Below are 24,472 nucleotides of genomic sequence, written 5' to 3' on the forward strand. Positions count from 1 at the left end.
CGGAAAACAGCTTCTAATAATTTATAAGTGTTTTAATATAATTAATTTTAACATTTTATTTTTTTTTAATTTGTAACTTTGAAACACTTCCAAAAAATGCTTTTATATGATTAATTTAGTGAAAATATTAGTGATAACGCTTTTGTTATTTGTTATAAATGCGTGTAATAAATATTCTGAAAAAGATAGTAATGTTTATAATTATAGTGAGTACATTACTGTATATCCTAAAGAAACGGTTTCTAGTGTTACTGATTTTAAGTTTACTTTAAAAAATACACCTAATGTAACTACGGTTGATAATACTATTATAACTGTAGTTCCTAAAGTAGCAGGTAATGTTTTACTAGATGGAAATAATATAAGGTTTGTACCTTCTAAAAAGTTAAATAGTAATACTATTTATACGGTAACACTTCATTTATCAAAACTATATAATACTATTGATGATAATCTAAAAAACTTCACTGTAAAAATTAAAACAAACGAATTATTTTATAATGTAAGCTTACAGCAACCAGTTGTAGTAACTAAAAACCTATATGGTGTTAGTGGTGTTATAAATTTTAGTGACGTTATTGAGTCTGAAAAATTACCAGAATTAATAAAAGCAAAATATAAAAATAAAGAGGTTGTAATAAAGTTTGAGACTAATGAAACCTTTGTTAATAAAGTTTTTTTTAAGATTGAAAATTTAGAAAGAGCGAATGATGATGAAAATTTAGTTGTTTCATGGAACGGAAGCGTTATAAATTCAAGTTCAAAAGGAGAACAAGAAATAATAGTTACGGGGAAGAAAAATTTCAAAATTTTAGATGTTTTAGTACTTGATAATGATAAGCAATATATTGAGATTAGTTTTTCAGACCCTATTATAAAGTTACAAGATTTAAATGGGTTAATTCAATTTAGAAATACTCAAAAAAGAAATTTTACATATAAGGTTATTAATAATAAGGTTACTATTTATCCAAAATTAGCTTTTAAAAATAAAGTAGTTATTGAAATATTTAAAGGCATAAAAAATATGGATGGAGTTGTTTTAAAAAACGATTATAGTAAAACATTATATTTTGAAGAATTAAAACCTTCAGTAAGTTTTATTAAAAGTGGAACAATTATACCAAACTCAACAAACTTAAAAATTAATTTTAATACTGTTAATTTAAAAGCGGTTGATGTATTGGTTTATAAGATATATAAAGATAACGTACTTCAGTTTTTACAAGATAATAATTTAGATAATACTGGTAATTTACGATATGTTGGTCGTCCGGAAGCTAAATACACTGTTAATCTTAGCAATAAAGGAGTTGATTTAACAAAACAAAATGCTTTTGCCTTTGATTTAGCTGAAATTTTATCTGTAGAAAATGGCGCAATGTACAGAGTGGAATTATCATTTAATCAAAATTACTCTAATTATACTTGTAATAGAACTACTAATGCTAGTACAATTATTTATGGGAGGAAGAGTGTAAATATAAAAGAATATGATGACCCTAGTTACTATAATTATAATTATGAAAATTATAAATGGAGTGATAGGGATAACCCGTGTACAAATTCATATTATTACAATAAAAATATTAGCACTAATATTTTAGCTACTAATTTGGGTGTTATTGTTAAAAAAGGAAATAACGAAACTACCTTTATTGCTGTAACTAATTTATTAACAACAAAACCTGTTGTGAATGCTAGTGTAACTTTATATAATTTACAACAACAAGCAGTTGTAAAAGCTACAACAAATAATGATGGTGTTGTTAACTTTAACGGTATTAATAATGCTTTTTTCGCAAAAATAACTAAAGGTAAAAACACAACTTACATTAAGTTAAATGACGGAAAAGCTTTATCTATGAGTAAGTTTGATGTTTCAGGTACAAAATTACAGAAAGGTATTAAAGGGTATATTTATGGTGAACGTGGTGTTTGGAGACCTGGTGATCAATTATTTTTAACTTTTGTTTTAAATGATAAAGCAAATCCAATACCAGAGAAGCACCCTATTAAATTTGAATTGATAAATCCGCAAGGAAAAATTACCGAAAGAAAAGTATTGTTCAAAAATAATGAGAATGTATATGGGTATGCCCCGAAAACCAATCAAGAAGCTATTACAGGAAATTGGAAATTAAGAGTAAGCGTTGGTGGTGCAGTTTTTAATAAAACACTTAAAATTGAAACTATAAAGCCGAATCGTTTAAAAATTAAATTAAAAACTGCAACCGATTTTATTAAAGCTGATAAAGATATTAATGGTAATGTTGAAGTAAAATGGCTACATGGTGCAATTGCAAGAAATTTAAAGATAGATATAAACGGGAAGTTTAGACAAACAAAAACTGAGTTTTCTACATTCAAAAACTATAATTTTGATGATGTTACTCGAAATTTTAGAACAGAAGAGTTTAACGTATTAAACGGAGCTTTAAATAATGATGGTGAAACTAGTTTTTCAGTATCACCAAGTCTAGAAAGTAAAGCACCTGGAATGTTAAAGGCTAGTTTTATAACAAAGGTTTATGAAAATGGTGGAGATTTTAGTACAGATGTATTTTCGAAAAAAGTATCACCTTATAAAACCTATGTAGGTTTACTAAACGCATCAGAACAACAATCTAAAAATTATTTATTTACAAATGAAAAATATACGTTTAACGTAGCGTCAGTAAATGAAAATGGTGTAGGAGTTGCTAATAACTTAGAGGTAAAGTTATATAAAATATCTTGGCGTTGGTGGTGGAGTACTAATGATAATGGACTTTCTAATTACGATGGTACACGTTATCATGAGGCATATAAAACACTGCAAGTAAAAACAAATGCAAACGGAAAAGGCTCTTTTGATTTAAAGGTAAGTGAAAATGATTGGGGGCGTTATTTGATAAAAATAACAGATAAAAAAAGCAAACATGTTACTTCAAATGTTGTTTATTTTGATTGGCCATCTTGGTATGGTAAGAAAAAAGGAAATCAAGATAAAACAAATGCAACTATGCTGGTTTTTACTACAGATAAAGAATCTTATGAAGTAGATGAAACTGCTACAGTAAAATTTCCATCATCAGAAGAAGGGAGGGCTTTAATTACTATTGAAAATGGAACAGAAGTTTTAGATTATTTTTGGGTAGAAACAACAGCTAAGCAAACAGCATTTAAATTTCCTGTACTAGCTAATTACACCCCTAATGTATTTGTAAATATTTCGTTATTACAAAAACATAGCCAAACGGTAAACGATTTACCTATTCGTATGTATGGTTCAATTCCTATGTTAGTAAATAATTCTGAAACTATATTAAATCCAGTAATAGAATTGGCAAACGAAATAAGACCCGAATCAATAGTTAAAATAAAAATTAAAGAACAAAAAGGAAAAGCAATGACGTATACAATTGCTTTGGTTGATGATGGATTATTAGATTTAACTCGTTTTAAAACACCAAATCCTTGGAATACTTTTTACGCACGTCAATCATTAGGAGTAAAAACTTGGGATGTTTTTGATGATGTAGTAGGTGCTTATGGAGGAAGAGTAAATCAGGTTTTAAGTATTGGTGGAGACGAGTCAGAAGCAGGAAGTAAAAATAAAAAAGCAAATAGATTTAAACCAATGGTAACTTATTTAGGTCCCTTTAATTTAGAAAACGGAGCTAGTAAAACCCATACAATAAAAATACCTAAATATATAGGTTCGGTACGTGCTATGGTAGTTGCTACCGATGCTACAAATAATGCTTACGGTAGTGTTGAAAAAACAACGTTAGTACGTAAACCTGTAATGATTTTAGCATCATTACCTCGTAAAATAACACCTCAGGAAACTGTAACGCTACCTGTTAATGTATTTGCAATGTTACCTTCTGTAAAAAAAGTTAAAGTTACCGTACAACCAAATAAGTCATTTACTATTAAAGGTAATAAAACACAAGTAGTAACATTTAATGAACCTGATGAAAAGATGGTATATTTTACATTAAAAATAAATGATTTTAAAGGTATCGGTAAAGTCCAAATCGATGCAGTTTCAGAACGTGAAAAAGCATCCTACGAAGTAGAAATAGACGTTTTAAATCCGAATCCTATAACTACCGAAGTAAAAAACTTGGTGTTAAAATCTAACGAAAAAAGTATGCTTAATTTTACCACATTTGGTAGTACTGGTACTAATACAGCAAGTGTAGAATTATCTACATTACCTCCAATGAATTTTACCAAACGTATGGAATATTTAATTCAATATCCGCATGGTTGTGTAGAACAAACTACTTCAAGTGCTTTTCCACAGTTATTTTTAGCTGAAATATTTGAATTATCCGAAGAAAAACAACAAGATATTGAGAGAAATATAAAAGCGACTATTCAGCGATTATCAGATTTTCAGTTAGCTAATGGCGGATTGTCTTATTGGCAAGGAAATGCTATTGCAAGTAGTTGGGGAACATCTTATGCAGGACATTTTATGCTAGAGGCAGCTAAAAAAGGTTATGTATTACCAATAGGTTTTAGAACTAAATGGATTAGTTACCAAAAACAGCAAGCTCGTAATTGGCGAAATAATTTAACGTATGAAAATAATGCTTTATCACAAGCATATCGATTATATACATTGAGCTTAGCAAATAGTGCTGATGTGGCCTCTATGAATCGTTTACGTGAAACTGCAGATATTTCTAATGAAGCAAAAATACAATTGGCAAGTGCATATGCATTGATTGGTAAAAAATCGATAGCAAAAGATATTTTAAATCAATTAGCATTAAATAGTTATAAGAAAAAACAGTATTCTAATTTCGGTTCTGAAATACGAAATAAAGCAATGGCATTAAATACTTTTATTTTATTAAATGATGAAACAAAAGCTATTAAACTAGCAAAAGAGATTGCTGAAAATTTGTCTGATGATTTATGGATGAGTACACAAACAACAGCATATAGTTTATTAGCAATGAGTAAATATGCTTTGCAAAATGGAGAAAATTCAGGTATTAATGCTAAGTATGCATTAAATAAAAATTCAGTAAATGTAAACACTTCGAAAGCTTTATTTACTGATGATTTAAAAGCTCTAAAAAAAGAAAATAGTATAACTATTTCTAATAGCAGTAAAGGGGTGTTATATGTACGTATTTTTAATAAAGGTATTTTACCTGTAGGTGAAGAAAAAGTAATTCAAAAAAATTTAGAAACAGCAGTTTTTTATAAAACAAAAGAAGGAAGTCTTATAGCGCCAGATAATTTATCACAAGGAACAAATTTTATAGCAGAGGTTACTGTAAAAAATGTTACAAATAATCGAATTGAGAATGTGGCGTTAACGGAATATATACCTTCTGGTTGGGAAATTATTAATACTCGTTTTACTGATTTTGGAAATAGTACAACATCATCTCAAGTAGATTTTACAGATATTCGTGATGCTAGTATTAGTAATTATTTTACATTAAGGGAATATGAGACAAAAACATTTAAAGTATTGTTAAATGCATCGTATTTAGGAACCTATTATTTACCCGGAGTACAGGTTGAAGCCATGTATGATAATGATTATATAGCTAGAACAAAAGGTAAATGGATCAAAGTAGTAAAGTAAATTTCTTATCGTAACTTTATAAAACAAAACATGTGTAAATATATTTACACATGTTTTGTTTTATATAAAGGTATTTATACTATATTATTTAATTCTATATAAATTAGGCTATCTTAACTATAAATTAAAATGATATGAAAAAAATATTTTTATTAATACTGTTTGTGATTTGTATTTCATGTAATTATAAAATTAAAGATAAAAAACAACTAACCTTAAATTTAATGGAAGGAGTATGGAGGTTAAGTGAGTTTTATCACGTAGCAAATGGAGATACCATAATTAAAGATACTACTAAAATACAGCACAAAATTTATTTAAATGGTTATGTTATGTGGAATGCGAGTCCTGATTCAAATTTATCTGAATGGCATGGATTTGGTACATATACTTATAAAAATGATACAATAATAGAAGTATAACATCAATGTCTAAATCAATGCAGAGTGATGTTAATAAGTATATAATTCCTGTAGAGAATGGTAAGGAATCCTATAAACAGGTAAATACTTATAAGAATAATAATATTGTTTATAAGAATACAGAAGTATATAAAAAGATAAATTAAGAAGAGTTGAATATTTTACAATAAAAAAGAAACAACCTCAATTAAGGTTACTTCTTTTTTATTGTAAAATAAGTAAAGGTTAACAAAACATTTTAGCTACTTTTTCAGCTTTTCTGTTTTCGGTATAATCATAAAAACCTTCACCAGATTTAACACCTAATTTACCTGCATTTACCATGTTTACTAATAATGGACATGGCGCATATTTAGGGTTTTTAAAACCATCATAGAGTACATTAAGTATTGATAAACATATATCTAAACCAATAAAATCAGCTAATTGTAACGGACCCATTGGATGTGCCATTCCTAATTTCATTACTGTATCAATTTCAGTAACACCAGCAACACCATTATATAGGGTTTCTATAGATTCATTAATCATTGGCATTAAAATACGATTTGCTACAAAACCAGGATAATCATTTACTTCAACAGGAGTTTTACCTATTTTTTTAGCTAAATCAACCGTGAAATTCATGGTTTCATCAGAGGTATTATAACCTCTAATAATTTCAACCAAGTTCATAATTGGTACAGGATTCATAAAATGCATTCCTATAACTTGCTCAGGCCTATTAGTAGCAGCAGCAATTTGTGTTATAGAAATAGAAGAAGTATTGGTTGCTAAAACGGTATCTTTATGGCAAATTTCATCTAAATTTTTAAATATTTTTAATTTCAAAGCTACATTTTCAGTAGCAGCTTCTATAACTAAATTGGTGTTTTGAACACCTTTTTCAATAGATGTATAAGTTGAAATATTCTCTAAAGTATTTTTTTTATCTTCTTCTGATATTTTTTCTTTTAACACCATTCTATCTAAATTCTTAGCAATAGTTGCCATTCCTTTATCAAGTGCATTTTTAGAAATATCAATTAAATGTACGGTATAACCAAATTGTGAAAAGGTATGTGCAATACCATTTCCCATAGTACCAGCTCCTATTATAGCAATTTTTTTCATATCATTTCTTTTCTTGGTTAGTTATTTTGAATTATTTTGAATTGAAAAATTAAATGGAATTCTATAAGTTTCTCCATTCTCATTAAATATAACATATCCTTCATTTACAATAACATTACCTCCAAAATTATTTATGATATAATCATATTTAGTGTTAGATAATTTATTGCTTAAAATAGAAGAAGAGTAGGTTTGAAAATTATTGATAAACATAGTTGATGCAAAAAAAGTATCTATATTAACATTCGTTATGTTTTCTGAAAATTTAACTATAATTTGACCAGGAAAAAAGGCGCTATTTTTATGATATAGAATAGCTTCCGTAATTTCTATTGTTGGGTGTAGTGGATAATTATCAGCTGTTGTAAAGGTTTTTTCTATAGTTTTTGAAGGGGTATAATTATTAAAACCAGAATTATAAACATAAGCATTTACAGTAACGGTATACGTTGTTTTTGGTTTTAAATTAGAAATTTTAGTACTAAGTTCAATTGTAGAATTATTGTTAGTATTTAATTCTTTTATTGATAAAATATAATCAACTGTTTTAGTCTCGTTATTATGAGTGTAGTTAACAGGAGTCCAATAAGCAATAGCAGAAGTTCCTAAAATATTACTAAAATCAAGTGTAAAATCACCATCTATTTTAGGATAAGTTATTGTTTTAAAACTAACAGTATTTGAAAAAGTTTTTGTTCCATTATCAGAAAAAGCCACTAATTTAACGTTGTAATTTGTATTTTCTTTTAACTCAGAAAGTGTACGGCTATTTACGAATGATAAAATATCTTTTTCAATAATTTGATCGTTTAAATAAAGATTATATTTAACATAAGAGTTATCTGTAACGGTTGGTATAGTCCATTCAATCTCTGTCCAATTTGGCTCTGCTTCATTTTTTAATGATACAGTAAAATCAGAAGGAGGTGTTCCTAATGTTTTAAATTGAATTTCTTTAGTTTTTGAATCACCATTTTTTAATTTAGCAATTAATTTAGCAGTATAATTTTTGTAGGCTACTAAACCTTGCAAAATATAGGAAGTATTAGTTATGTTTTCTACAAGTAAAGTTCCGTCTAAATAAACGTCATAAGTAATTGTGTTAACATCTACATAATCATTTATTGTAGTAATATTCCAATCAATAGTAGCGGTGCTTTGTGTAATTTCTTTAGATACTATATTAAGCTCGTTAAAACTAGTTGGTAAAGCACTAAAACTAATTTCTTTAAAAGCACTTTTATTTTTACTTGTTGTAGCAATAACTCGAATAATATATTCTTTGTAAGGAATTAAATCAGCAAGTTTGTAAAAATTTCCTGATACATTTTCAAGAATATTTTCTTTTTTAATTTCACCATTAACAGAAACAGTGTAAGTTAGAGGTTCTTTGTCTAAAGTTTCAGGAGTAACCCAAGTTATAACTGCACTTTCAGAAGTTATTTTAGTTGAATATACTTCAAAACCTAAAGGTTCAGGATAATCAGCAGTTGTAAAACTAAATACCTTTTCAACTTTGGTATTATAATTTGTATTTCCGATAATTTTTACTGAATATTCAGTGTTTGGTGTTAAATCGGTAAGTTCAAAACTAATTATTTTAGTTTCTTTTTTGATTAATTTATTATTTAAATAAACATCAAAAGTTGATGTGGTTTTTTCTCCAGAAACAGTTGGATACCATTTTAGAGTTGCACTATTAAATTGAATGTTTTCAGCATCAATACTATTGATATGTATAGAATGATCTTCTGGTTCTTCTTCGTTTTCCGAGCAAGAAGTTAAACTTGAAAAGGCAATAAAAGTCAAAAATATTATTGATAAAAGTGACGTGTATTTATAGTTTTTTTTTTTTTTCATTTTTATAATTAAGTAGTATTTATGCTATTTATTAAAACAATCAATAATCATGTAGGCAACTCTTAAAGCTTCGGTTCCTTGACGTAAAGATACTACAGGTGTTGTTTTATTGATAATAGCATCAGCAAATGATTCTAGTTCGTCTAAAATTGCATTATTCTCAACTACTTCAGGGTTGTCAAAGTAAATTTGTTTTTTAACTCCTTCAGCATTTTGTAAAATCATGGCAAATTCATCGGGGTTTTCAGGAACTTCTTTCATTCTTACTACTTCTGATTTTTTTTCTAAAAAATCAACAGAAATATAAGCATCTTTTTGAAAAAATCGACTTTTTCGCATGTTTTTCATTGATATTCTACTAGATGTTAAGTTTGCTACACAGCCATTTTCAAACTCAATACGTGCATTGGCTATATCAGGTGTATCTGAAATTACAGAAACGCCACTTGCATGTACATTTTTTACTTTAGAATTTACAACCGATAAAATAATATCAATATCATGAATCATTAAATCTAAAACAACAGGTACATCAGTTCCTCTTGGGTTAAATTCTGCTAATCGGTGTGTTTCAATAAACATTGGCGTATCTATCATGTTTTTTACAGCTGTAAAAGCTGGATTAAAACGTTCAACATGACCTACTTGTCCTTTTATATGATATTGACTAGCTAACGTTCTAATAGCTTCAGCTTCTAAAACTGTATTTGTTATTGGCTTTTCAATAAAAATATGTTTTCCTTTTTTAATAGCTTGTTTGGCACAGTCAAAGTGCGACAATGTTGGGGTAACAATATCAACAACATCTACTGCATCTATTAATTCATCAATAGAATCAAATAATTTATATCCAAATTCTTTTGCTATTTTTTTAGCATTTTTAGTAAAAGGATCGTAAAATCCTACTAATTCATATTTTTTAGATTGTTGTAATAAACGTAAGTGAATTTTTCCTAGATGACCTGCTCCTAAAACTCCAGCTTTTAACATAATATATTTAATTTTTTACAGTCATTTTAATTGGTAAGTTGTTATTTTACATATTTTTAGATGACTATTTTTTTTAACTTCGTATACTTTTTGTTTTTAACTTAAAAAGCAATGTTAACAAAGGTACACTTTTATACATATTTATTACTATTTTTGAACCATTGAAATTATACGATATACCAAAAATAACATTCGTGTTTTTTGGTTATTAATATGTTTAAACGTATCTATAAATTTACTTTTAAAATATCAAATTATATTTATTTTAATGAAAGACACAACAAAGCATCAAGGGCTTCGAAATCAATTAGCAGCTGTTTTAAAAGCTAAAGGTATTATTGATAAGAATGTACTAAATGCTGTTCGTAAAATACCACGACATTTATTTATAGATAGTAGTTTTGAAGCACATGCTTATCAAGACAAAGCTTTTCCTATTGCAGCAGAGCAAACAATATCACATCCTTATACGGTAGCGTTTCAATCTCAAGTTTTAGATATTAAACCAGGTGAAAAAGTATTAGAAATAGGAACAGGTTCAGGTTATCAAACAGCAGTTTTGTTAGAGTTAAAAGCACAAGTATATTCGATTGAACGTCAGCATGAGTTATTTAAAAAGACGTCATTGTTTTTACCTAAAATAGGTTACAGACCAAAACGCTTTATTTTTGGTGATGGTTATATAGGCTTACTAGAAGAAGCACCTTTTGATAAAATTATTGTAACAGCAGGAGCCCCATTTGTGCCAAAAGCATTGTTAGGACAAATAAAGGTAGGGGGTAAGTTATTAATTCCTGTTGGAGATAAAGAGCAAGTAATGACTTTATTTATTAGAAAATCTCCAAAAGAATTTGAAAAACACGAACTAGGTGATTTTAAATTTGTGCCAATGCTAGAAAATAAAAATTAAAAAATCCGCCTAATAAAAGCGGATTTATTGAATTTGAATTTTTTAAAAACTAAATTATTCAGCAATTTCACTTGCATCGGCAACAATAATTTCTGAATGATGTTGATTTTGTTTTGATTGATTATTTTTAGCTAAACCACAAGGACTTGTGCTTCCGCAAGAAATAAACCCAACTAAACTAACTATACAAATTGCAATAAATACTACTTTTTTCATTTTTTCTGTTTTATAAAATCAAATATACATATTTCTGATTAACTCAGCTGAATCTTTCTTAAATTCAATAACGTTAAAACCAATCATTTTATTTTGTATGTTGGTAATTAAATTTTCTGTTACAGGTTCACCGTCATTCCATTCGGTTATTGATAACCATTTTTGAATGTCTTCTAATTGTTGCTCATATCTATGTGCTAATATTTTATCAATATTTTGAGTGTCTTTAAAATTACTAGTACAATCATTAATAATATTTAAAACTTTTTTAACTTCTTCAAAATTATTCTCTAATACTTCGTTTCTAACAGCAACTACAAAACAAGGCCATGGAGTAGGGCAATCTCCCAAACGTCTAAAAGTATTATTATCAACCAATGGTTTGGTGGTAAAATGTTCCCACATAAAATAATCAGCCTCACCCTTTGTTAAGGCATCTATACCACCTTGTAAATTGCCAACAACTTTAAATTTTAATTTATCAATATCCCAACCATTATTATGTGCATTAACAATAGCCATTAAATGAGATCCTGAGCCAAAACGACTAATAGCTACTGTTGCATTTTCTAGATCAGCTATTTTTTTGAATACTGATTTAGCACCTACGTGAATACCCCATATTAACGGACTTTTTACAAAGGTTTGTGTTATTTTAGATGGATTACCATTTATAATATCTTTTATAATTCCTTCCGTTAACACAATAGCGATATCTACTTCGCCAGAGCGTAATGCTTTACACATAGCACCAGTACCACCAGGAAAATCTTGCCAACGTAAATTAATACCTTGGTTTGTAAATTCTTTATTTTTTAGAGTAATATACCACGGATAATTAAAGTGTTCTGGTACACCACCTACTTTTAAGTCTAACATTTAATCAACTAATTTATTTAACGTGTATTTAATTAAATTATCAACAATTTTATTAGGGTTTTCACTAAAAGTACCATTTACTCTATTAGCAATTATAGCATTCATTGAAATGGCATTGTGACCTAATAATTTTGATAATCCGTAAATAGCAGAAGTTTCCATTTCTAAATTGGTAATTCTATTTGCGTTATAATTAAAACTATTTATTTTTTCATTTAATTCAGTATCTTGCAAGGGTAAACGTAATATGCGACCTTGTGGACCGTAAAAACCTCCAGCTGTAGCTGTTATTCCTTTATAAATTTTATTAGAAAATAATTTATTTTCTAAAGTTTTATTGTTTTCAATAACTATAGGTTCTGATTTTCTAGAACTCCACTTGGTATGATTTATAAAAGCTTCTGCAATTTTTCTATGTATTATTTTATCTATTTGATATGCATGTAACATTCCGTTTAAATCTAAAGCATAAGAACTTAGTAAAAAACTATTTATAGGAATATCTAGCTGTAAAGAACCTGAAGTTCCAATACGTATAATATTTAAGGAGGTATGCGTTTTTTTTATTTTACGTGTTTTTAAATCGATATTTACTAAGGCATCTAATTCATTTAAAACAATATCTATATTATCAGCTCCTATTCCTGTTGAAATTACGGTTAAACGCTTTTTTTTATAGGTTCCTGTTGTTGTTTTAAATTCACGTTTTTGGGTGGTAAACTCAATAGAATCAAAATATTGAGTAACCTTATTTACTCGATATTGATCTCCTACAAAGATAATATTTTGAGCTACATTTTCTGGTTTTAAATTTAAATGGTATATACTACCGTTTGTATTTAAAATAAGTTCAGAATTTTTAATATTCATTTACAGTATAATTTTAATGTATAACTAATTGTTTAACATTAAATATTTTTTTTAGGGACTTCAATATATAAAAAATATGTGGTTTTTGGAGTATTTAATAATTTATTAAAAAATAAGTTTTATTACATAAATTCAACAATAAACATTTAAACAAAATAACTCTATTTTTTAAAGAGGTATAACTAAATTTTAGCCACCAACACGTTTTACCTTAAATCCTTTATCTTTTAAAATTTGCATTATTTTATCGCGATAATCTCCTTGTATAATTATTTTATCATCTTTAAAACTACCACCAACACTTAGTTTTGTTTTAATTTCTTTGGCTAATTTTTTAAAATCATCTGTAGCTCCAGTGTAGCCATCTAAAATAGTAGTTGGTTTTCCTTTTCGTTTTTCATACTTGCAAAGTATTGGTTCATCTTGCAACCAAATATCTTGTTTTTTTTCAGTTTTAATTTCCGTTTCTTGATGTTCAGGAAATAAGTTTTTTAATTGATCTTTTAAATCCATGATGTTATGATTTTAATCCTAATTCTCGTAAACGCTCCTCTAAAAATTCACCAGCTGTAATATCTTCGAACTGTTTAGGGCTGTTTTTGTTAATACAATTTTCTAAAACATCTAACTTCATATCGTAAACAGGGTGCATAAAAAAGGGTATAGAATAACGAGATGTTCCCCAAGATTCTTTTGGAGGGTTTGTTACTCGGTGTATGGTAGATTTTAATTTATTGTTACTATGGCGAGATAACATATCACCTACATTAATCATTAATTCATCAGGTTCTGCCACAGCATCAATCCAATTTCCTTTATTATTTTGTACTTGTAATCCTTTTCCTTGAGCTCCCATTAGTAAGGTTATTAAATTAATGTCTCCATGGGCAGCGGCTCTTTCAGCACCTTTAGGTTCGGATTGAATAGGGGGGTAGTGTATAGGGCGTAAAATGCTGTTTCCGTTTTCAATATATTTATCGAAGTAGTTTTCTTCTAAACTTAAATATAATGCCAATGATCGTAAAACATATTTTGCTGTTTTTTCTAACATTTTATAAGCTTGTTTACCTACTTTATTAAAGTTAGTAAGTTCTTGTACAGTTACGTTTTCAGGGTATACTTTGGCGTATTTAGAATTGGTATCAATATATTGAGCAAAATGCCAAAATTCTTTTAAATCGCCTTCTTTTTTACCTTTAGCACTTTCTTTACCAAAGGAAACGTAACCTCTTTGTCCACCAATACCAGGTATTTCATATTTTTCTTTTACGTTTATTGGTAATGCGAAAAATTTTTTAATTTCAGTATATAAATCATCAACTAATTTATCATTTAAAAAATGACCTTTTAAAGCTACAAATCCAATGTTTTCATAAGCGCTACCAATTTCATTAATGAATTGTTGTTTTTTATTTTTATCATCAGATAAAAAATCAGCTAAATTAACACTAGGAATTTTATTCATTTTTACTAAGTTTTTATAAAATATATAAAGCTATATAATTATTTATTAATAAAAGGTATTAAGTATGATATAGTGTAGTTAAATCCAAAACCAGTATTACTTTCAAAAACTCTATTAAAACCAGGTGTATAAAGTGTTTTAAAGTTTTTTTGATCATCTAAATTTAGCATTATTTTATAAGAAAACCCTGCGCTTAAAAATAAATTTTTTAAAGTTTCTACTTTAATACCTAATTGAATTTCAGTCCAATGTGAGGTAAGCCCTGTTTCTGTAAAAGGTGCCTTTATTGTATTTGAAGGAAAGTAATTATTTCCTACATTTGTTTTATAGCTATTTAAAGTTTGGTCAAAAAGAGAAAATCCATATCTAAAACCAACATAAATTTCGTTATTCATATCCAACCAATTTTTATAAGCATTGTAGTTTGCACCAAGTCTTATAAAATTTCCTTTTGAAGTTGAGCTTGTAAAATCTTCAAAAGTTATTTCCTCTTCGAAGCCTAATTCGGTAGCTAGATACCAGTTTTTAGAAATACGATAATCACCAACTAATTCTAATCCGCTATAACTTTTATCAACTATTGCTAATGCAGGTTTACTAATATCTACTCCTAAACGTAAACCATAACCTGTTTTGTAGGTAACGGAGTCTTTTTTAATTTTTAATATTGCTGTTTTTTGAGCAAAAATATTTGTAGATACAAATAACAAACAGATACTAATAATATACTTGTACATGTGCTTTTATTTGATTATCAATAGTACTAACTTCTAATGTTGACAAGCTATTAATCCAACCTGTATGTGTTAAATTTACATCATTAAATATAACTTTATAACCACATGAACGAGAAACATAAGCTTCTTCGGTATTATATTTTATAGTTAATGTAGCTACTTTGTTATTGATAATTAAATTATCTGTAGCATTCATTTTTAAAGTATAAACGGTTTCTTTAGTTAACGTATTTAAAGGAATATTTATAGAATCAGTTTCTTGATTTACAAAAAGACTGTCTTTATCTTGTGCTATAATTGAAAAATGTTTAACCTTCTTTTTTTCAGAAGTATTATCTTTATCATAAAAGCGCAACACTAAATTAGGTGTTACCGGATTTTGAACACAATAATCATCTTTTTCACAAGAATAAAACCCTATAAAACAACTAAATAAAAGAAAGATATATTTTTTCATTAAAATTTATTTTTCGAATAAAACAACAGTTTCTATATGTGCTGTGTGTGGAAATTGATCAACTAAACTAATCTTTTTAAGTTTATAACCAGCATTAATTAATTCTTCAGTATCACGAGCTTGAGTTGCAGGGTTACATGAAACATATACCATTCTATCAGCATTTAATCTGATAATTTTACGTAATGTTTTTGGAGCAATACCCGCACGAGCTGGATCTAAAATAATGGTTTTTATTTTATTTTGATATTGAGGATGTTCTAACAAGAACTTACCAACATCAGCAGCATAAAATTGTAAACCTTCAATTTTATTTCGTTTTGCATTTTCTTTTGCATCATCAATAGCAGAAGCTACAATATCTACACCAACAATTTTAGCATTTTCACTTCTTGAGGCTAAAATTTGTCCGATAGTTCCGGTACCACAAAATAAATCCATTACCACAGTATTATCAATAGCTTCTTTATTTTCTAAAGCGTAATCAACAACTTTTGTGTATAATTTTTCTGCAGATTTAGGGTTTGTTTGAAAAAAGCTTTTCATACTTATTTCAAAGTTTAAACCTAATAATTCTTCTACAATTTTATCTTTACCTGTAACAAGTTTTATGCTTCCTGATGTAGCGATGGTTCTATCACCAACTTCATCATTAATTGTATGTAATAAACCAGCTAAACGATTACCAAAAATATCTTTTAATAAATTAGCAAAAGCTTGCATATCAAAATTTGGTAAATCAGGTGAGGTTGTAACTAAATTGAATAATAATTCATTTGTTTTGTACGATTTACGAACAACAAAATATCTGAAAAAACCTTCTCTTTTAGGTCCATGCCAAGGCGCTAATCCTGTTTTTTCACAATACTCACGAATTACTTTTAAATTATCTTCAACTTGAGCATCAAATAAACCAGAATCTTTATCTAGGTTATCACCCATCCACCAAGTTCCACGGCGTTTAAATCCTAAGGTAAAAAAATCAGCATCTGTTTTATTTACTCTGTCGTAACCAATAGCAGAAAAACCGTATTCCATTTTATTTCTGTAATGAAATACATTTGGAGAAGTTATAAATTCATCAAATAAATCGTCAATATTTTCTACTTTACCAATTCTTTTAAATAAAGATAAAGTACTTTCTTTTTTATATTGATGTTGTAAATCAATAGGTAATTGAATGTAAGGCGCTCCAGGAATGTCTTGAAAAGGAACTTCAACTTCATTTTCAGAAGGTTCTAAAACATCAATTAATTTAGCTTCAGCGTATTTTTTGCTTGATTTACTAATTTGAGCTTTTACTAACTGACCAGGTAAGGTATTAGGAATAAAAACTACAAAACTACCTTCTTCAGACTTAATTCTAGCAATTCCTTTTCCTCCAAAAGCGTAATCTTCAATTCTTAATTCTAAAACTTGATTTTTTCTTACAAATTTATTTCGTTCTCTACGTGGCATTGTTTGTTATTTATGGTTTGCAAAATTATGAAAAGTTATGGTTTGATAATACAAAAAAAGCTACTCATTTGAGTAGCTTTTAAATATGATTATTACTTTATTATTATTTTACTTGTTGTTTAGCTTCTTTAACCATTTGGTCATTAGCTACAATAGCAAATTCTACACGTCTGTTTTTACTTCTTCCTTCTGCAGTTTCGTTAGATGCAATAGGGTCATTAACACCTAAACCTTTAGTTTCAAATCTAGCGTCTGTAAGACCTTTACTTGCTAAGTAGCTTTTTACAGAGTTGGCTCTTTTAGCAGAAAGTGTTTGATTGTATGCTACTTTACCTGTACTATCAGTATACCCATAAATTACTATGTTTGTATTTTTATATTCTTCAAAAACAGGTACTAATTTATCTAAATTTTCTTTAGCTTCTGTGGTCAATGTAGCTTTGTTTGTACTAAATCTAACAGCACTTTCACCTAAAGTTAACATAATACCTTCACCAACTCTTTCAACTTCAGCACCAGGTAAGGCTTCTTTAATTTCACGGGCTTGTTTATCCATTTTATTACCAATAACACCTCCGGTAACACCACCTACAACACCTCCTAAAATAGCACCTAATTCAGAATTTTTACCGTTTCCTAAATTATTTCCTAAAACAGCACCTAGCAATGCACCAGCTGTGGTACCAATGGCAGCTCCTTTTTGAGTATTATTAGCATTTTTTATTGAACTACAAGATATTATACTACTTGTTAATAATAAAATAGCCAAACTATAAGTTATTGTTTTTTTCATAATATTTTTTTTAAAAATTAGTTTCTTTGAAATGAATATGTAATGTTTTTTATTTCGCCTGCAACGTTAATTTTATCTACTAAATCAAAGCTTGATGATGTTAAATTATTAACATTTAAAACAAAACCATTATTTACTTGTTTTGCTTTATGACTGTTTATTATTTTTAATACAAAATTACCTTCTTTGTTAATATACCAAGTAATAGGAGAGTTAAATTGTTTACAATTAGTACTTGTATTATTAAGGTTCATATGCCCTTTATTATTATTTGAGACAAAACTCCAGTTACTGCCAATAAAACATTTAGAATCTTCTATATTAAAAGAGTTTACTTTAAAATAACTAGCGCCTTTGTAGTTTACAGTGCTAATAGTCCAATCTCCTTTAAGCATTTGTTCTGTTTTGTTGTCTAGTTTAGTGTTTACTATCGAAGTAGATTTACACCCAACAAGGGTAGCTATAAATAGCATAAATAGTACTTTTTTTTTCATAATTTAATATATTGGTTTTTAAAAAATAATTTAAATTGTGCTATATTTTATAGACACATAAAGTAATTTAAAGTCACTAAATTTAAGCTAAGATAAGGAATAATTACACTAATAAAAACAATGATATTTATTTTTATAACTTAATATAAGTTCTTTATTTACTTTAATATATTAATTTACATAGAGTATAAAAAAGACACCTCAAATGAGGTGTATTTTTTATACTCTATGTAAATATTGTTACTTATTTTTTATTAAATTTATTTAATATTTTTTCCATTTGTTTACCAGCAGCTTCACGACCACCTAAACCAAAAGAAAGAACAATGGTTAAAGCAACGGCACCAAGCGTAATACCAAATGCTAAATTAATAATATCATCAGCAATACCCATTTTTCGTAACCCAATTGCTAAAAAGATAGTTAAAATAGCTACTTTAATAATACCGCCAACAAATTTATTGTCATCACTTTTCATAAAGTTTTTAGATGCAATAGATGCAATCCAATTACCAATAGCTAAAATAACTAATCCAAATAAAATATTTCCAGCTAGGTTAACAATAGTATTCATTATTTCAGAAAGCTTTGTAAACTCAAGTTTATCAATAGCAGTCATTAAACCAAATAAAACGATAAAAGCATATACAATGTTTGAAATTAATTTTTCAACATTCGTTTTGCCTGTAATAGAATCTAAGTTAGCACTTTTTAATATTTCATTAATATTTAAACTGTCTAATAAATCTTTAATTAAGTTACTTAAAAATTTACCTCCAACGATAAAAATTATTAATATTAATGTAGCTACTAATATTTTAGGAATAGCAGCAAAAAAACTTTGTAACATATTTGTGGCAGGAACCGATACAGAGTCTATATTTAATATATTTAAGGCAGCTATTAAAAGAGGTATGAAAATAAATATAAAAACTACTTTTTTAAGTATAGTAACTAAATTAATGTTTTCAGGAAGGTTTAATTTTGGAGTAAATTTTTGTATTGTACCACCTGATAAACCAATTAATTCTGAAACGATTGTAGCTAACATATAACCTATATAAGCTACAAGACCGGCACCTACAATATTTGGTATAAATTGCGTAAATCCATTTAATAATTCTTTCACAGGCTCTAAAACATTAGTCATTCCTAATTTGTCTAAAGCAAGCATAAAAACAAAAATCATTATTAAAAAGTAAACAAGTTTAGAAATTACATCACCAAAACTTATTTTACTACTACTTAATGTTTTGTTTAAACCACTACTATTACTTATTTTTTTTACTAATGTTTTTATTAATTTGGCAACTAGCCACCCTAATATTATTATAAGTAAAGCACTAATAGGTTTTCCAAAACTTCCAGTAATTTGATTGTAAGTATTTAAAATTTGATTCATTGGGTTATTTGATTTTAGTTATATCATTATGACCCTTACTTTATAGTTTAGTCACTGAAAATATCTAATTAAATAATTATAATAAAAATTAACAATAATTTAGAAAAGTTATAAGTTTAAGTTGTTAAAATAAGTGTTTACAGTAATTAATATTTAGTTATATAGTTGAAAGGGTAGTAGTTGTTAATTTTTATTAATTCTTAATAAGAATGATAGGTTAGAGCTATAATAGAAACTTAATATTTAGTAAATTGCAATACTTTTTAGGGATGATTTCTTTCCCACGCTGAATTTTCGATTTTCTTCGAAAGGATAAAGGTAGATAAGGAATGGTTATTTTAATCTCTTAGAGATACTTAATTATTAATGTTTACATGATAAAACATGTTAAACGATGCTTTATATAAACAAAAGCATAAACCTTAAATTATTTTAAAATGGCTGTTTTAGACCAATTAACTTCGCAACAAGCGATTGAATTAGAAGACAAGTACGGAGCACACAACTATCATCCGTTACCAGTAGTATTGAGTAAAGGTGAAGGTGTGTATGTATGGGATGTTGAAGGAAAAAAGTACTACGACTTTTTGTCTGCTTATTCTGCAGTAAATCAAGGACATTGTCATCCTAAAATTGTTGATGCAATGGTAAATCAAGCAAAAACATTAACCTTAACTTCGCGTGCATTTCATAACGATATGTTAGGTAAATATGAAAAGTTTGCAACAGAACTATTTGGTTTTGATAAATTATTACCAATGAACACAGGTGCTGAAGCAGTTGAGACGGCTTTGAAATTGTGTAGAAAATGGGCTTATGAAGTAAAAGGTATTAATGAAAACGATGCAAAAATAGTGGTTTGTGAAAATAATTTTCATGGTCGTACTACTACAATTATTTCATTTTCTAATGATCCTATAGCTCGTAAAAATTTTGGACCTTTTACAAACGGGTTTATTAAAATAGAATATAATAACTTAAAAGCTTTAGAGGAAACTTTAGAAAGTGATAAAAATATTGCAGGTTTCTTGGTAGAACCAATTCAGGGTGAAGCAGGTGTTTACGTACCAACTGAAGGATATTTAGCAGCAGCAAAAGCGTTATGTGCTAAGCATAATGTGTTATTTATTGCTGATGAAGTTCAAACAGGAATTGCACGTACTGGACGCTTATTAGCTACATGTGGAAACTGTTCATGTGCTGATAAAAACTGTTCAGGAGAACCTGAAACTAAAGCAGATATTTTGATTCTTGGAAAAGCACTTTCTGGTGGAGCATATCCTGTTTCAGCAGTATTAGCTAATGATAATATAATGAATGTTATTAAGCCAGGAAATCATGGATCAACTTTTGGAGGTAACCCTGTAGCAGCAGCTGTAGCTATGGCTGCATTAGAAGTGGTACAAGAAGAAAATTTAGCCGAAAATGCATTTAATTTAGGAGTAATTTTTAGAGAAGAATTGGCAGAGTTTGCTAAAGAAAGTGATTTAGTACTATCAGTAAGAGGTAAAGGGTTGTTAAATGCTATTTTAATTAATGATACTGAAGATAGTTCTACAGCTTGGGATATTTGTATGAAATTACGTGATAATGGGTTATTAGCAAAACCTACACATGGAAATATTATTCGTTTTGCACCACCTTTAGTAATGAATAAAGAGCAATTAATGGATTGTATTAATATAATTAAGAAAACAATTTCAGAATTTAAAAAGTAATTTTTTAAATTTATAAAAACAAAAAAGGAACAATTAAAATTGTTCCTTTTTTTATACTCATTTTTAACATAAAATAATTTAACATTATTTATTTTTTTTGTATTTGTTTAAAATTTTTTCTTTTTAAGTTCAAAATCTTTACCTAAGTAAACACGACGTACGGTTTCATCATTGGCCAATTCTTCAGGAGTACCTTCTTTTAAAATACTTCCGTTATACATTAAATAAGTTCTATCAGTAATAGCTAATGTTGCTTGTACATCATGATCGGTAATTAAAATACCAATATTTTTGGTTTTTAACTTTGCTACAATTCCCTGAATATCTTCCACAGCAATAGGATCTACTCCTGCAAAAGGCTCATCTAATAAAATAAATTTAGGATCAGAAGCTAAACAGCGTGCTATTTCTGTTCTACGACGTTCACCTCCTGAAAGTAAATCACCACGGTTTTTACGAACGTGATCTAAGCTAAACTCATCAATTAACTCTTCTAAACGTTGTTTTCTTTCAGACTTAGATCTATTGGTAAATTCTAAAACCGACATAATATTATCTTCAACCGATAATTTTCTAAAAATAGAAGCTTCTTGTGCTAAATATCCAATTCCCTTTTGAGCACGTTTATACATTGGATCTTGGGTAATTTCTTCATTATCTAAAAAAATAGTACCATAGTTTGGTTTTATCATTCCAACAATCATATAAAATGAAGTTGTTTTTCCTGCTCCATTAGGTCCTAATAGTCCAATAATTTCTCCCTGTTCTACTTCTAAAGAAATTCCTTTAACAACTTTTCTACTACCGTAAATTTTTTGTATGTTGTCTGCTCTTAATTTCATTGATATAATTGATTACTTCTATTCTGATAGAGGTATTATTTAATATAATTGTTAAATTAATATATAAGTAAGTATTAATTATTATGTTCAAGTTCATCCCAAAACTCAACAGCACGTCGTAAATGTGGTATTAATATAGTACCACCAACTAAGGTAGCAATGCCCATAGCTTCCATCATTTCTTCTTTGGTAACACTATTTTTATGAGCAGTTTCTAAATGATAAGCAATACAATCATCACAACGTAAAACTGCAGATGCTACTAAGCCTAGTAATTCTTTTGTTTTTTCAGGTAAATGACCTTCTTTAAAAGCGTTGGTATCTAAATTAAAAATACGTTTAATTATTTTATTATCACTTGCTAAAATTTTATCATTCATTTTAGCTCGGTAGTCATTAAACTCTTGGACTTTTTGAGACATTTTTTTGTTGTTTTTTTAATATAAATTGTGAAACATATATACTTACTTCATAAAGCACCATAATTGGAACCGAAACAATTACTTGACTAGCAATGTCTGGAGGTGTTATAATTGCTGATAAAACTAAAACTACTACTAGCGCATGTTTACGATATTTCCTTAAAAACTGAGGTGTTATTAACCCAATTTTAGTAAGAAAAAATATAATAATAGGTAATTCAAAAAGTAATGCAACACCTATTAAAGTATTTGTTATTAAGCTAATATACGCCTCTAATTTAAAATTATTTTCGACAGAACTAGATATTTGAAAATTATAAAAGAAATATACTGACATTGGTAAAATTACATAGTAACTAAAAAGTATTCCTAAAAAGAATAATAAAGAAGATATAAAAATAAATCCTCTTGATTTTTTTCTTTCAGAACTATGTAAACCAGGGGCAATAAAACGCCACAATTCCCAAATTATATAAGGAAATGATAATATAAATCCTAATATCAAAGATGACCAAATAGCAGTCATTAATTGCTGTGTTGGGTTTAAAGCCTGTAGTGTTTGTTTTAAACTAATATTACAGAAATTACTATCTATACCAATGGCAGTAAACACATTGCAAAAAAACTCATAGGTAGCAAAATCGGGTTTTAAATGTGCTAATAAAATTTCATTAAAAACAAAATCAATATTTATGAAAATAAGAATTGCTATAATAAAAATAGCGCTAAAACTTCTAACTAAATGCCACCTTAATTCTTCAAGGTGACCTAAAAACGACATTTCTTTATCTGACATACTTAAAATATACCTTCTTTAATTAAATCATGTAAGTGAACAACACCTACATAATCATTATCATCATTGATAACTAAAATTTGTGTAATACTATTATTTTCAAGTGCTTCTAAGGCTTTAACAGCCATTGAATTTACATGTATTGTTTTAGGGTTTTTACTCATAATTTCATTAGCCGTAAGTTCATCTATCTTAGTTGTTTTACTAAGCATTCTTCTAATATCACCATCAGTAATAATTCCAGATATTTTATTATCTTTGTCAGTAACAGCTGTTACTCCTAATCGTTTTTCAGATATTTCAATAATTACTTTGGTAATTTTATCTGTACCTAATACTTTAGGTAATTGATTGTTTTTAATTAAGTCAGAAACACGTAAATATAAACGTTTTCCTAGGGCACCACCTGGGTGGTATTTAGCAAAATCACTACTTGTAAAACCACGAAGGTTTAATAAACAAACAGCTAAAGCATCACCTAATACAAGTTGAGCAGTAGTACTTGAAGTAGGAGCTAAGTTATTAGGACATGCTTCTTTCTCAACATAAGAATTTAATAAAAAATCGGCATTTTTAGCTAAAAATGAATCACTATTTCCTGTTATGGCTATTATTTTATTATTAGACTTTTTTATTAAAGGAGCTAATACTTTAATTTCAGGAGTGTTTCCACTTTTTGAAAGGCATATTACTATATCGTTTTTTTGTACACTACCTAAGTCACCATGTATAGCATCTGCTGCATGCATAAAAAGAGATGGTGTACCAGTTGAATTGAAAGTAGCTACCATTTTGTTAGCAATATTAGCACTTTTACCAATTCCGGTAACAATAACACGACCTTTTAAATTATATATATAATTTACAGCATCGACAAACGAACTATCTAATAAATTTGTTAAATTAGCAATAGCATTACTTTCTAAAAGTATGGTTTCTTTTGCTATTGAGAGAATTGCGTTTGCATTTTTCAAATTAAAAAAGTTTTAAGTATATTTAAAATGTAAAAATAGTAATATTTAAGAA

Annotated in this window: 22 protein-coding genes; 4 read left to right on the forward strand and 18 right to left on the reverse strand. The window is 27.8% G+C overall.

The annotated features are described in order from the left end of the window. Window positions 1–106 precede the first annotated feature (106 nt). A complete protein-coding gene (locus ACN5J4_RS00595; RefSeq protein ID WP_418650229.1) occupies window positions 107–5,602 on the forward strand; it encodes an alpha-2-macroglobulin family protein in 5,496 nt (1,831 codons plus the stop codon). Window positions 5,603–5,736: 134 nt separating this feature from the next. Beyond that, on the forward strand, window positions 5,737–6,024 hold the full coding sequence (locus ACN5J4_RS00600) for a hypothetical protein (RefSeq protein ID WP_418650230.1): 288 nt from the start codon (window positions 5,737–5,739) through the stop codon (window positions 6,022–6,024). A gap of 225 nt (window positions 6,025–6,249) precedes the next feature. Here the strand turns inward: ACN5J4_RS00600 and ACN5J4_RS00605 are convergent, their stop codons facing one another. Genes ACN5J4_RS00605 through ACN5J4_RS00615 form a run of 3 tightly spaced genes read right to left on the reverse strand, consistent with a single transcriptional unit; the run spans window position 6,250 to window position 9,987 of the window. Beyond that, the gene (locus ACN5J4_RS00605) at window positions 6,250–7,137 is read right to left on the reverse strand and encodes a 3-hydroxyacyl-CoA dehydrogenase family protein (protein WP_418650231.1); all 888 of its coding nucleotides are present in this window, start codon (window positions 7,135–7,137) and stop codon (window positions 6,250–6,252) included. Between the two features lie 21 nt (window positions 7,138–7,158). Next, entirely contained in the window at window positions 7,159–8,997 is a 1,839-nt protein-coding gene (locus tag ACN5J4_RS00610; protein WP_418650232.1) for a fibronectin type III domain-containing protein, read from the reverse strand. 24 nt (window positions 8,998–9,021) lie between these two features. Further along, window positions 9,022–9,987: a Gfo/Idh/MocA family protein gene (locus ACN5J4_RS00615; protein ID WP_418650233.1), complete on the reverse strand. Its 966-nt coding sequence runs from the start codon at window positions 9,985–9,987 to the stop codon at window positions 9,022–9,024. Between the two features lie 268 nt (window positions 9,988–10,255). Here ACN5J4_RS00615 and ACN5J4_RS00620 point away from each other — a divergent pair, with 268 nt between their 5' ends. After that, window positions 10,256–10,897, forward strand: a complete 642-nt coding sequence (locus tag ACN5J4_RS00620; protein ID WP_418650234.1) for a protein-L-isoaspartate(D-aspartate) O-methyltransferase — start codon at window positions 10,256–10,258, stop codon at window positions 10,895–10,897. Between the two features lie 54 nt (window positions 10,898–10,951). On the opposite strand, the gene ACN5J4_RS00625 is transcribed toward ACN5J4_RS00620, so the two are convergent. The 11 genes from ACN5J4_RS00625 to ACN5J4_RS00675 form a co-directional block, all read right to left on the reverse strand. Then, a complete protein-coding gene (locus ACN5J4_RS00625; RefSeq protein WP_418650235.1) occupies window positions 10,952–11,113 on the reverse strand; it encodes a hypothetical protein in 162 nt (53 codons plus the stop codon). Window positions 11,114–11,131: 18 nt separating this feature from the next. Next, window positions 11,132–11,992, reverse strand: a complete 861-nt coding sequence (locus ACN5J4_RS00630) for a substrate-binding domain-containing protein (RefSeq protein ID WP_418650236.1) — start codon at window positions 11,990–11,992, stop codon at window positions 11,132–11,134. After that, window positions 11,993–12,862 carry a nucleoside phosphorylase gene (locus ACN5J4_RS00635; protein ID WP_418650237.1) on the reverse strand — a complete coding sequence of 290 codons (870 nt, stop codon included), beginning with the start codon at window positions 12,860–12,862 and terminating at the stop codon, window positions 11,993–11,995. Window positions 12,863–13,051: 189 nt separating this feature from the next. After that, a complete protein-coding gene (locus ACN5J4_RS00640) occupies window positions 13,052–13,375 on the reverse strand; it encodes a translation initiation factor (protein ID WP_418650238.1) in 324 nt (107 codons plus the stop codon). A 4-nt stretch (window positions 13,376–13,379) separates the two neighbouring features. Beyond that, entirely contained in the window at window positions 13,380–14,327 is a 948-nt protein-coding gene (locus tag ACN5J4_RS00645; RefSeq protein ID WP_418650239.1) for an isopenicillin N synthase family dioxygenase, read from the reverse strand. Between the two features lie 38 nt (window positions 14,328–14,365). Further along, a complete protein-coding gene (locus tag ACN5J4_RS00650; RefSeq protein ID WP_418650240.1) occupies window positions 14,366–15,064 on the reverse strand; it encodes a DUF6048 family protein in 699 nt (232 codons plus the stop codon). Then, complete coding sequence (locus ACN5J4_RS00655; RefSeq protein ID WP_418650241.1) at window positions 15,045–15,521, reverse strand: DUF6452 family protein; 477 nt, start codon at window positions 15,519–15,521, stop codon at window positions 15,045–15,047. Before ACN5J4_RS00655 ends, ACN5J4_RS00650 begins: the two co-directional genes overlap by 20 nt. 6 nt (window positions 15,522–15,527) lie before the next feature. Next, window positions 15,528–16,979, reverse strand: coding sequence for a 23S rRNA (uracil(1939)-C(5))-methyltransferase RlmD (gene rlmD, locus ACN5J4_RS00660; RefSeq protein WP_418650242.1), 1,452 nt, complete (start codon window positions 16,977–16,979; stop codon window positions 15,528–15,530). Between the two features lie 103 nt (window positions 16,980–17,082). Continuing rightward, window positions 17,083–17,772, reverse strand: a complete 690-nt coding sequence (locus tag ACN5J4_RS00665) for an OmpA family protein (RefSeq protein WP_418650243.1) — start codon at window positions 17,770–17,772, stop codon at window positions 17,083–17,085. A gap of 17 nt (window positions 17,773–17,789) precedes the next feature. Beyond that, window positions 17,790–18,266, reverse strand: a complete 477-nt coding sequence (locus tag ACN5J4_RS00670; protein WP_418650244.1) for a lipocalin family protein — start codon at window positions 18,264–18,266, stop codon at window positions 17,790–17,792. A gap of 244 nt (window positions 18,267–18,510) precedes the next feature. Next, complete coding sequence (locus ACN5J4_RS00675; RefSeq protein ID WP_418650245.1) at window positions 18,511–19,668, reverse strand: mechanosensitive ion channel; 1,158 nt, start codon at window positions 19,666–19,668, stop codon at window positions 18,511–18,513. A 437-nt stretch (window positions 19,669–20,105) separates the two neighbouring features. Between ACN5J4_RS00675 and rocD the strand changes: the two genes are divergently transcribed. Further along, on the forward strand, window positions 20,106–21,386 hold the full coding sequence (gene rocD / locus ACN5J4_RS00680) for an ornithine--oxo-acid transaminase (RefSeq protein ID WP_418650246.1): 1,281 nt from the start codon (window positions 20,106–20,108) through the stop codon (window positions 21,384–21,386). Window positions 21,387–21,493: 107 nt separating this feature from the next. On the opposite strand, the gene lptB is transcribed toward rocD, so the two are convergent. The 4 genes from lptB to ACN5J4_RS00700 form a co-directional block, all read right to left on the reverse strand. Next, the gene (gene lptB / locus ACN5J4_RS00685; protein WP_418650247.1) at window positions 21,494–22,228 is read right to left on the reverse strand and encodes an LPS export ABC transporter ATP-binding protein; all 735 of its coding nucleotides are present in this window, start codon (window positions 22,226–22,228) and stop codon (window positions 21,494–21,496) included. A 74-nt stretch (window positions 22,229–22,302) separates the two neighbouring features. Then, window positions 22,303–22,650, reverse strand: coding sequence for a carboxymuconolactone decarboxylase family protein (locus ACN5J4_RS00690; protein ID WP_418650248.1), 348 nt, complete (start codon window positions 22,648–22,650; stop codon window positions 22,303–22,305). Beyond that, on the reverse strand, window positions 22,625–23,446 hold the full coding sequence (gene tatC / locus ACN5J4_RS00695; RefSeq protein ID WP_418650249.1) for a twin-arginine translocase subunit TatC: 822 nt from the start codon (window positions 23,444–23,446) through the stop codon (window positions 22,625–22,627). The genes ACN5J4_RS00690 and tatC overlap by 26 nt, the downstream gene beginning before the upstream one ends. Before the next feature lie 2 nt (window positions 23,447–23,448). After that, window positions 23,449–24,420 carry a KpsF/GutQ family sugar-phosphate isomerase gene (locus ACN5J4_RS00700; RefSeq protein WP_418650250.1) on the reverse strand — a complete coding sequence of 324 codons (972 nt, stop codon included), beginning with the start codon at window positions 24,418–24,420 and terminating at the stop codon, window positions 23,449–23,451. Window positions 24,421–24,472: the final 52 nt, after the last annotated feature.

Origin of the sequence: Tenacibaculum aestuariivivum, from assembly GCF_964507685.1 — a bacterium.
Lineage (GTDB): Bacteria > Bacteroidota > Bacteroidia > Flavobacteriales > Flavobacteriaceae > Polaribacter > Polaribacter aestuariivivum.

Coding starts and splice junctions, on each gene's coding strand:
- ACN5J4_RS00675 (WP_418650245.1), bottom strand. CDS start 19,668: ATGAATCAAATTTTAAATACTTACAATCAAATTACTGGAAGTTTTGGA.
- ACN5J4_RS00625 (WP_418650235.1), bottom strand. CDS start 11,113: ATGAAAAAAGTAGTATTTATTGCAATTTGTATAGTTAGTTTAGTTGGG.
- tatC (WP_418650249.1), bottom strand. CDS start 23,446: ATGTCAGATAAAGAAATGTCGTTTTTAGGTCACCTTGAAGAATTAAGG.
- lptB (WP_418650247.1), bottom strand. CDS start 22,228: ATGAAATTAAGAGCAGACAACATACAAAAAATTTACGGTAGTAGAAAA.
- ACN5J4_RS00620 (WP_418650234.1), top strand. CDS start 10,256: ATGAAAGACACAACAAAGCATCAAGGGCTTCGAAATCAATTAGCAGCT.
- ACN5J4_RS00645 (WP_418650239.1), bottom strand. CDS start 14,327: ATGAATAAAATTCCTAGTGTTAATTTAGCTGATTTTTTATCTGATGAT.
- ACN5J4_RS00610 (WP_418650232.1), bottom strand. CDS start 8,997: ATGAAAAAAAAAAAAAACTATAAATACACGTCACTTTTATCAATAATA.
- ACN5J4_RS00600 (WP_418650230.1), top strand. CDS start 5,737: ATGAAAAAAATATTTTTATTAATACTGTTTGTGATTTGTATTTCATGT.
- ACN5J4_RS00630 (WP_418650236.1), bottom strand. CDS start 11,992: ATGTTAGACTTAAAAGTAGGTGGTGTACCAGAACACTTTAATTATCCG.
- ACN5J4_RS00635 (WP_418650237.1), bottom strand. CDS start 12,862: ATGAATATTAAAAATTCTGAACTTATTTTAAATACAAACGGTAGTATA.
- ACN5J4_RS00670 (WP_418650244.1), bottom strand. CDS start 18,266: ATGAAAAAAAAAGTACTATTTATGCTATTTATAGCTACCCTTGTTGGG.
- ACN5J4_RS00640 (WP_418650238.1), bottom strand. CDS start 13,375: ATGGATTTAAAAGATCAATTAAAAAACTTATTTCCTGAACATCAAGAA.
- ACN5J4_RS00595 (WP_418650229.1), top strand. CDS start 107: ATGATTAATTTAGTGAAAATATTAGTGATAACGCTTTTGTTATTTGTT.
- ACN5J4_RS00690 (WP_418650248.1), bottom strand. CDS start 22,650: ATGTCTCAAAAAGTCCAAGAGTTTAATGACTACCGAGCTAAAATGAAT.
- ACN5J4_RS00605 (WP_418650231.1), bottom strand. CDS start 7,137: ATGAAAAAAATTGCTATAATAGGAGCTGGTACTATGGGAAATGGTATT.
- ACN5J4_RS00650 (WP_418650240.1), bottom strand. CDS start 15,064: ATGTACAAGTATATTATTAGTATCTGTTTGTTATTTGTATCTACAAAT.
- ACN5J4_RS00655 (WP_418650241.1), bottom strand. CDS start 15,521: ATGAAAAAATATATCTTTCTTTTATTTAGTTGTTTTATAGGGTTTTAT.
- rocD (WP_418650246.1), top strand. CDS start 20,106: ATGGCTGTTTTAGACCAATTAACTTCGCAACAAGCGATTGAATTAGAA.
- rlmD (WP_418650242.1), bottom strand. CDS start 16,979: ATGCCACGTAGAGAACGAAATAAATTTGTAAGAAAAAATCAAGTTTTA.
- ACN5J4_RS00615 (WP_418650233.1), bottom strand. CDS start 9,987: ATGTTAAAAGCTGGAGTTTTAGGAGCAGGTCATCTAGGAAAAATTCAC.
- ACN5J4_RS00665 (WP_418650243.1), bottom strand. CDS start 17,772: ATGAAAAAAACAATAACTTATAGTTTGGCTATTTTATTATTAACAAGT.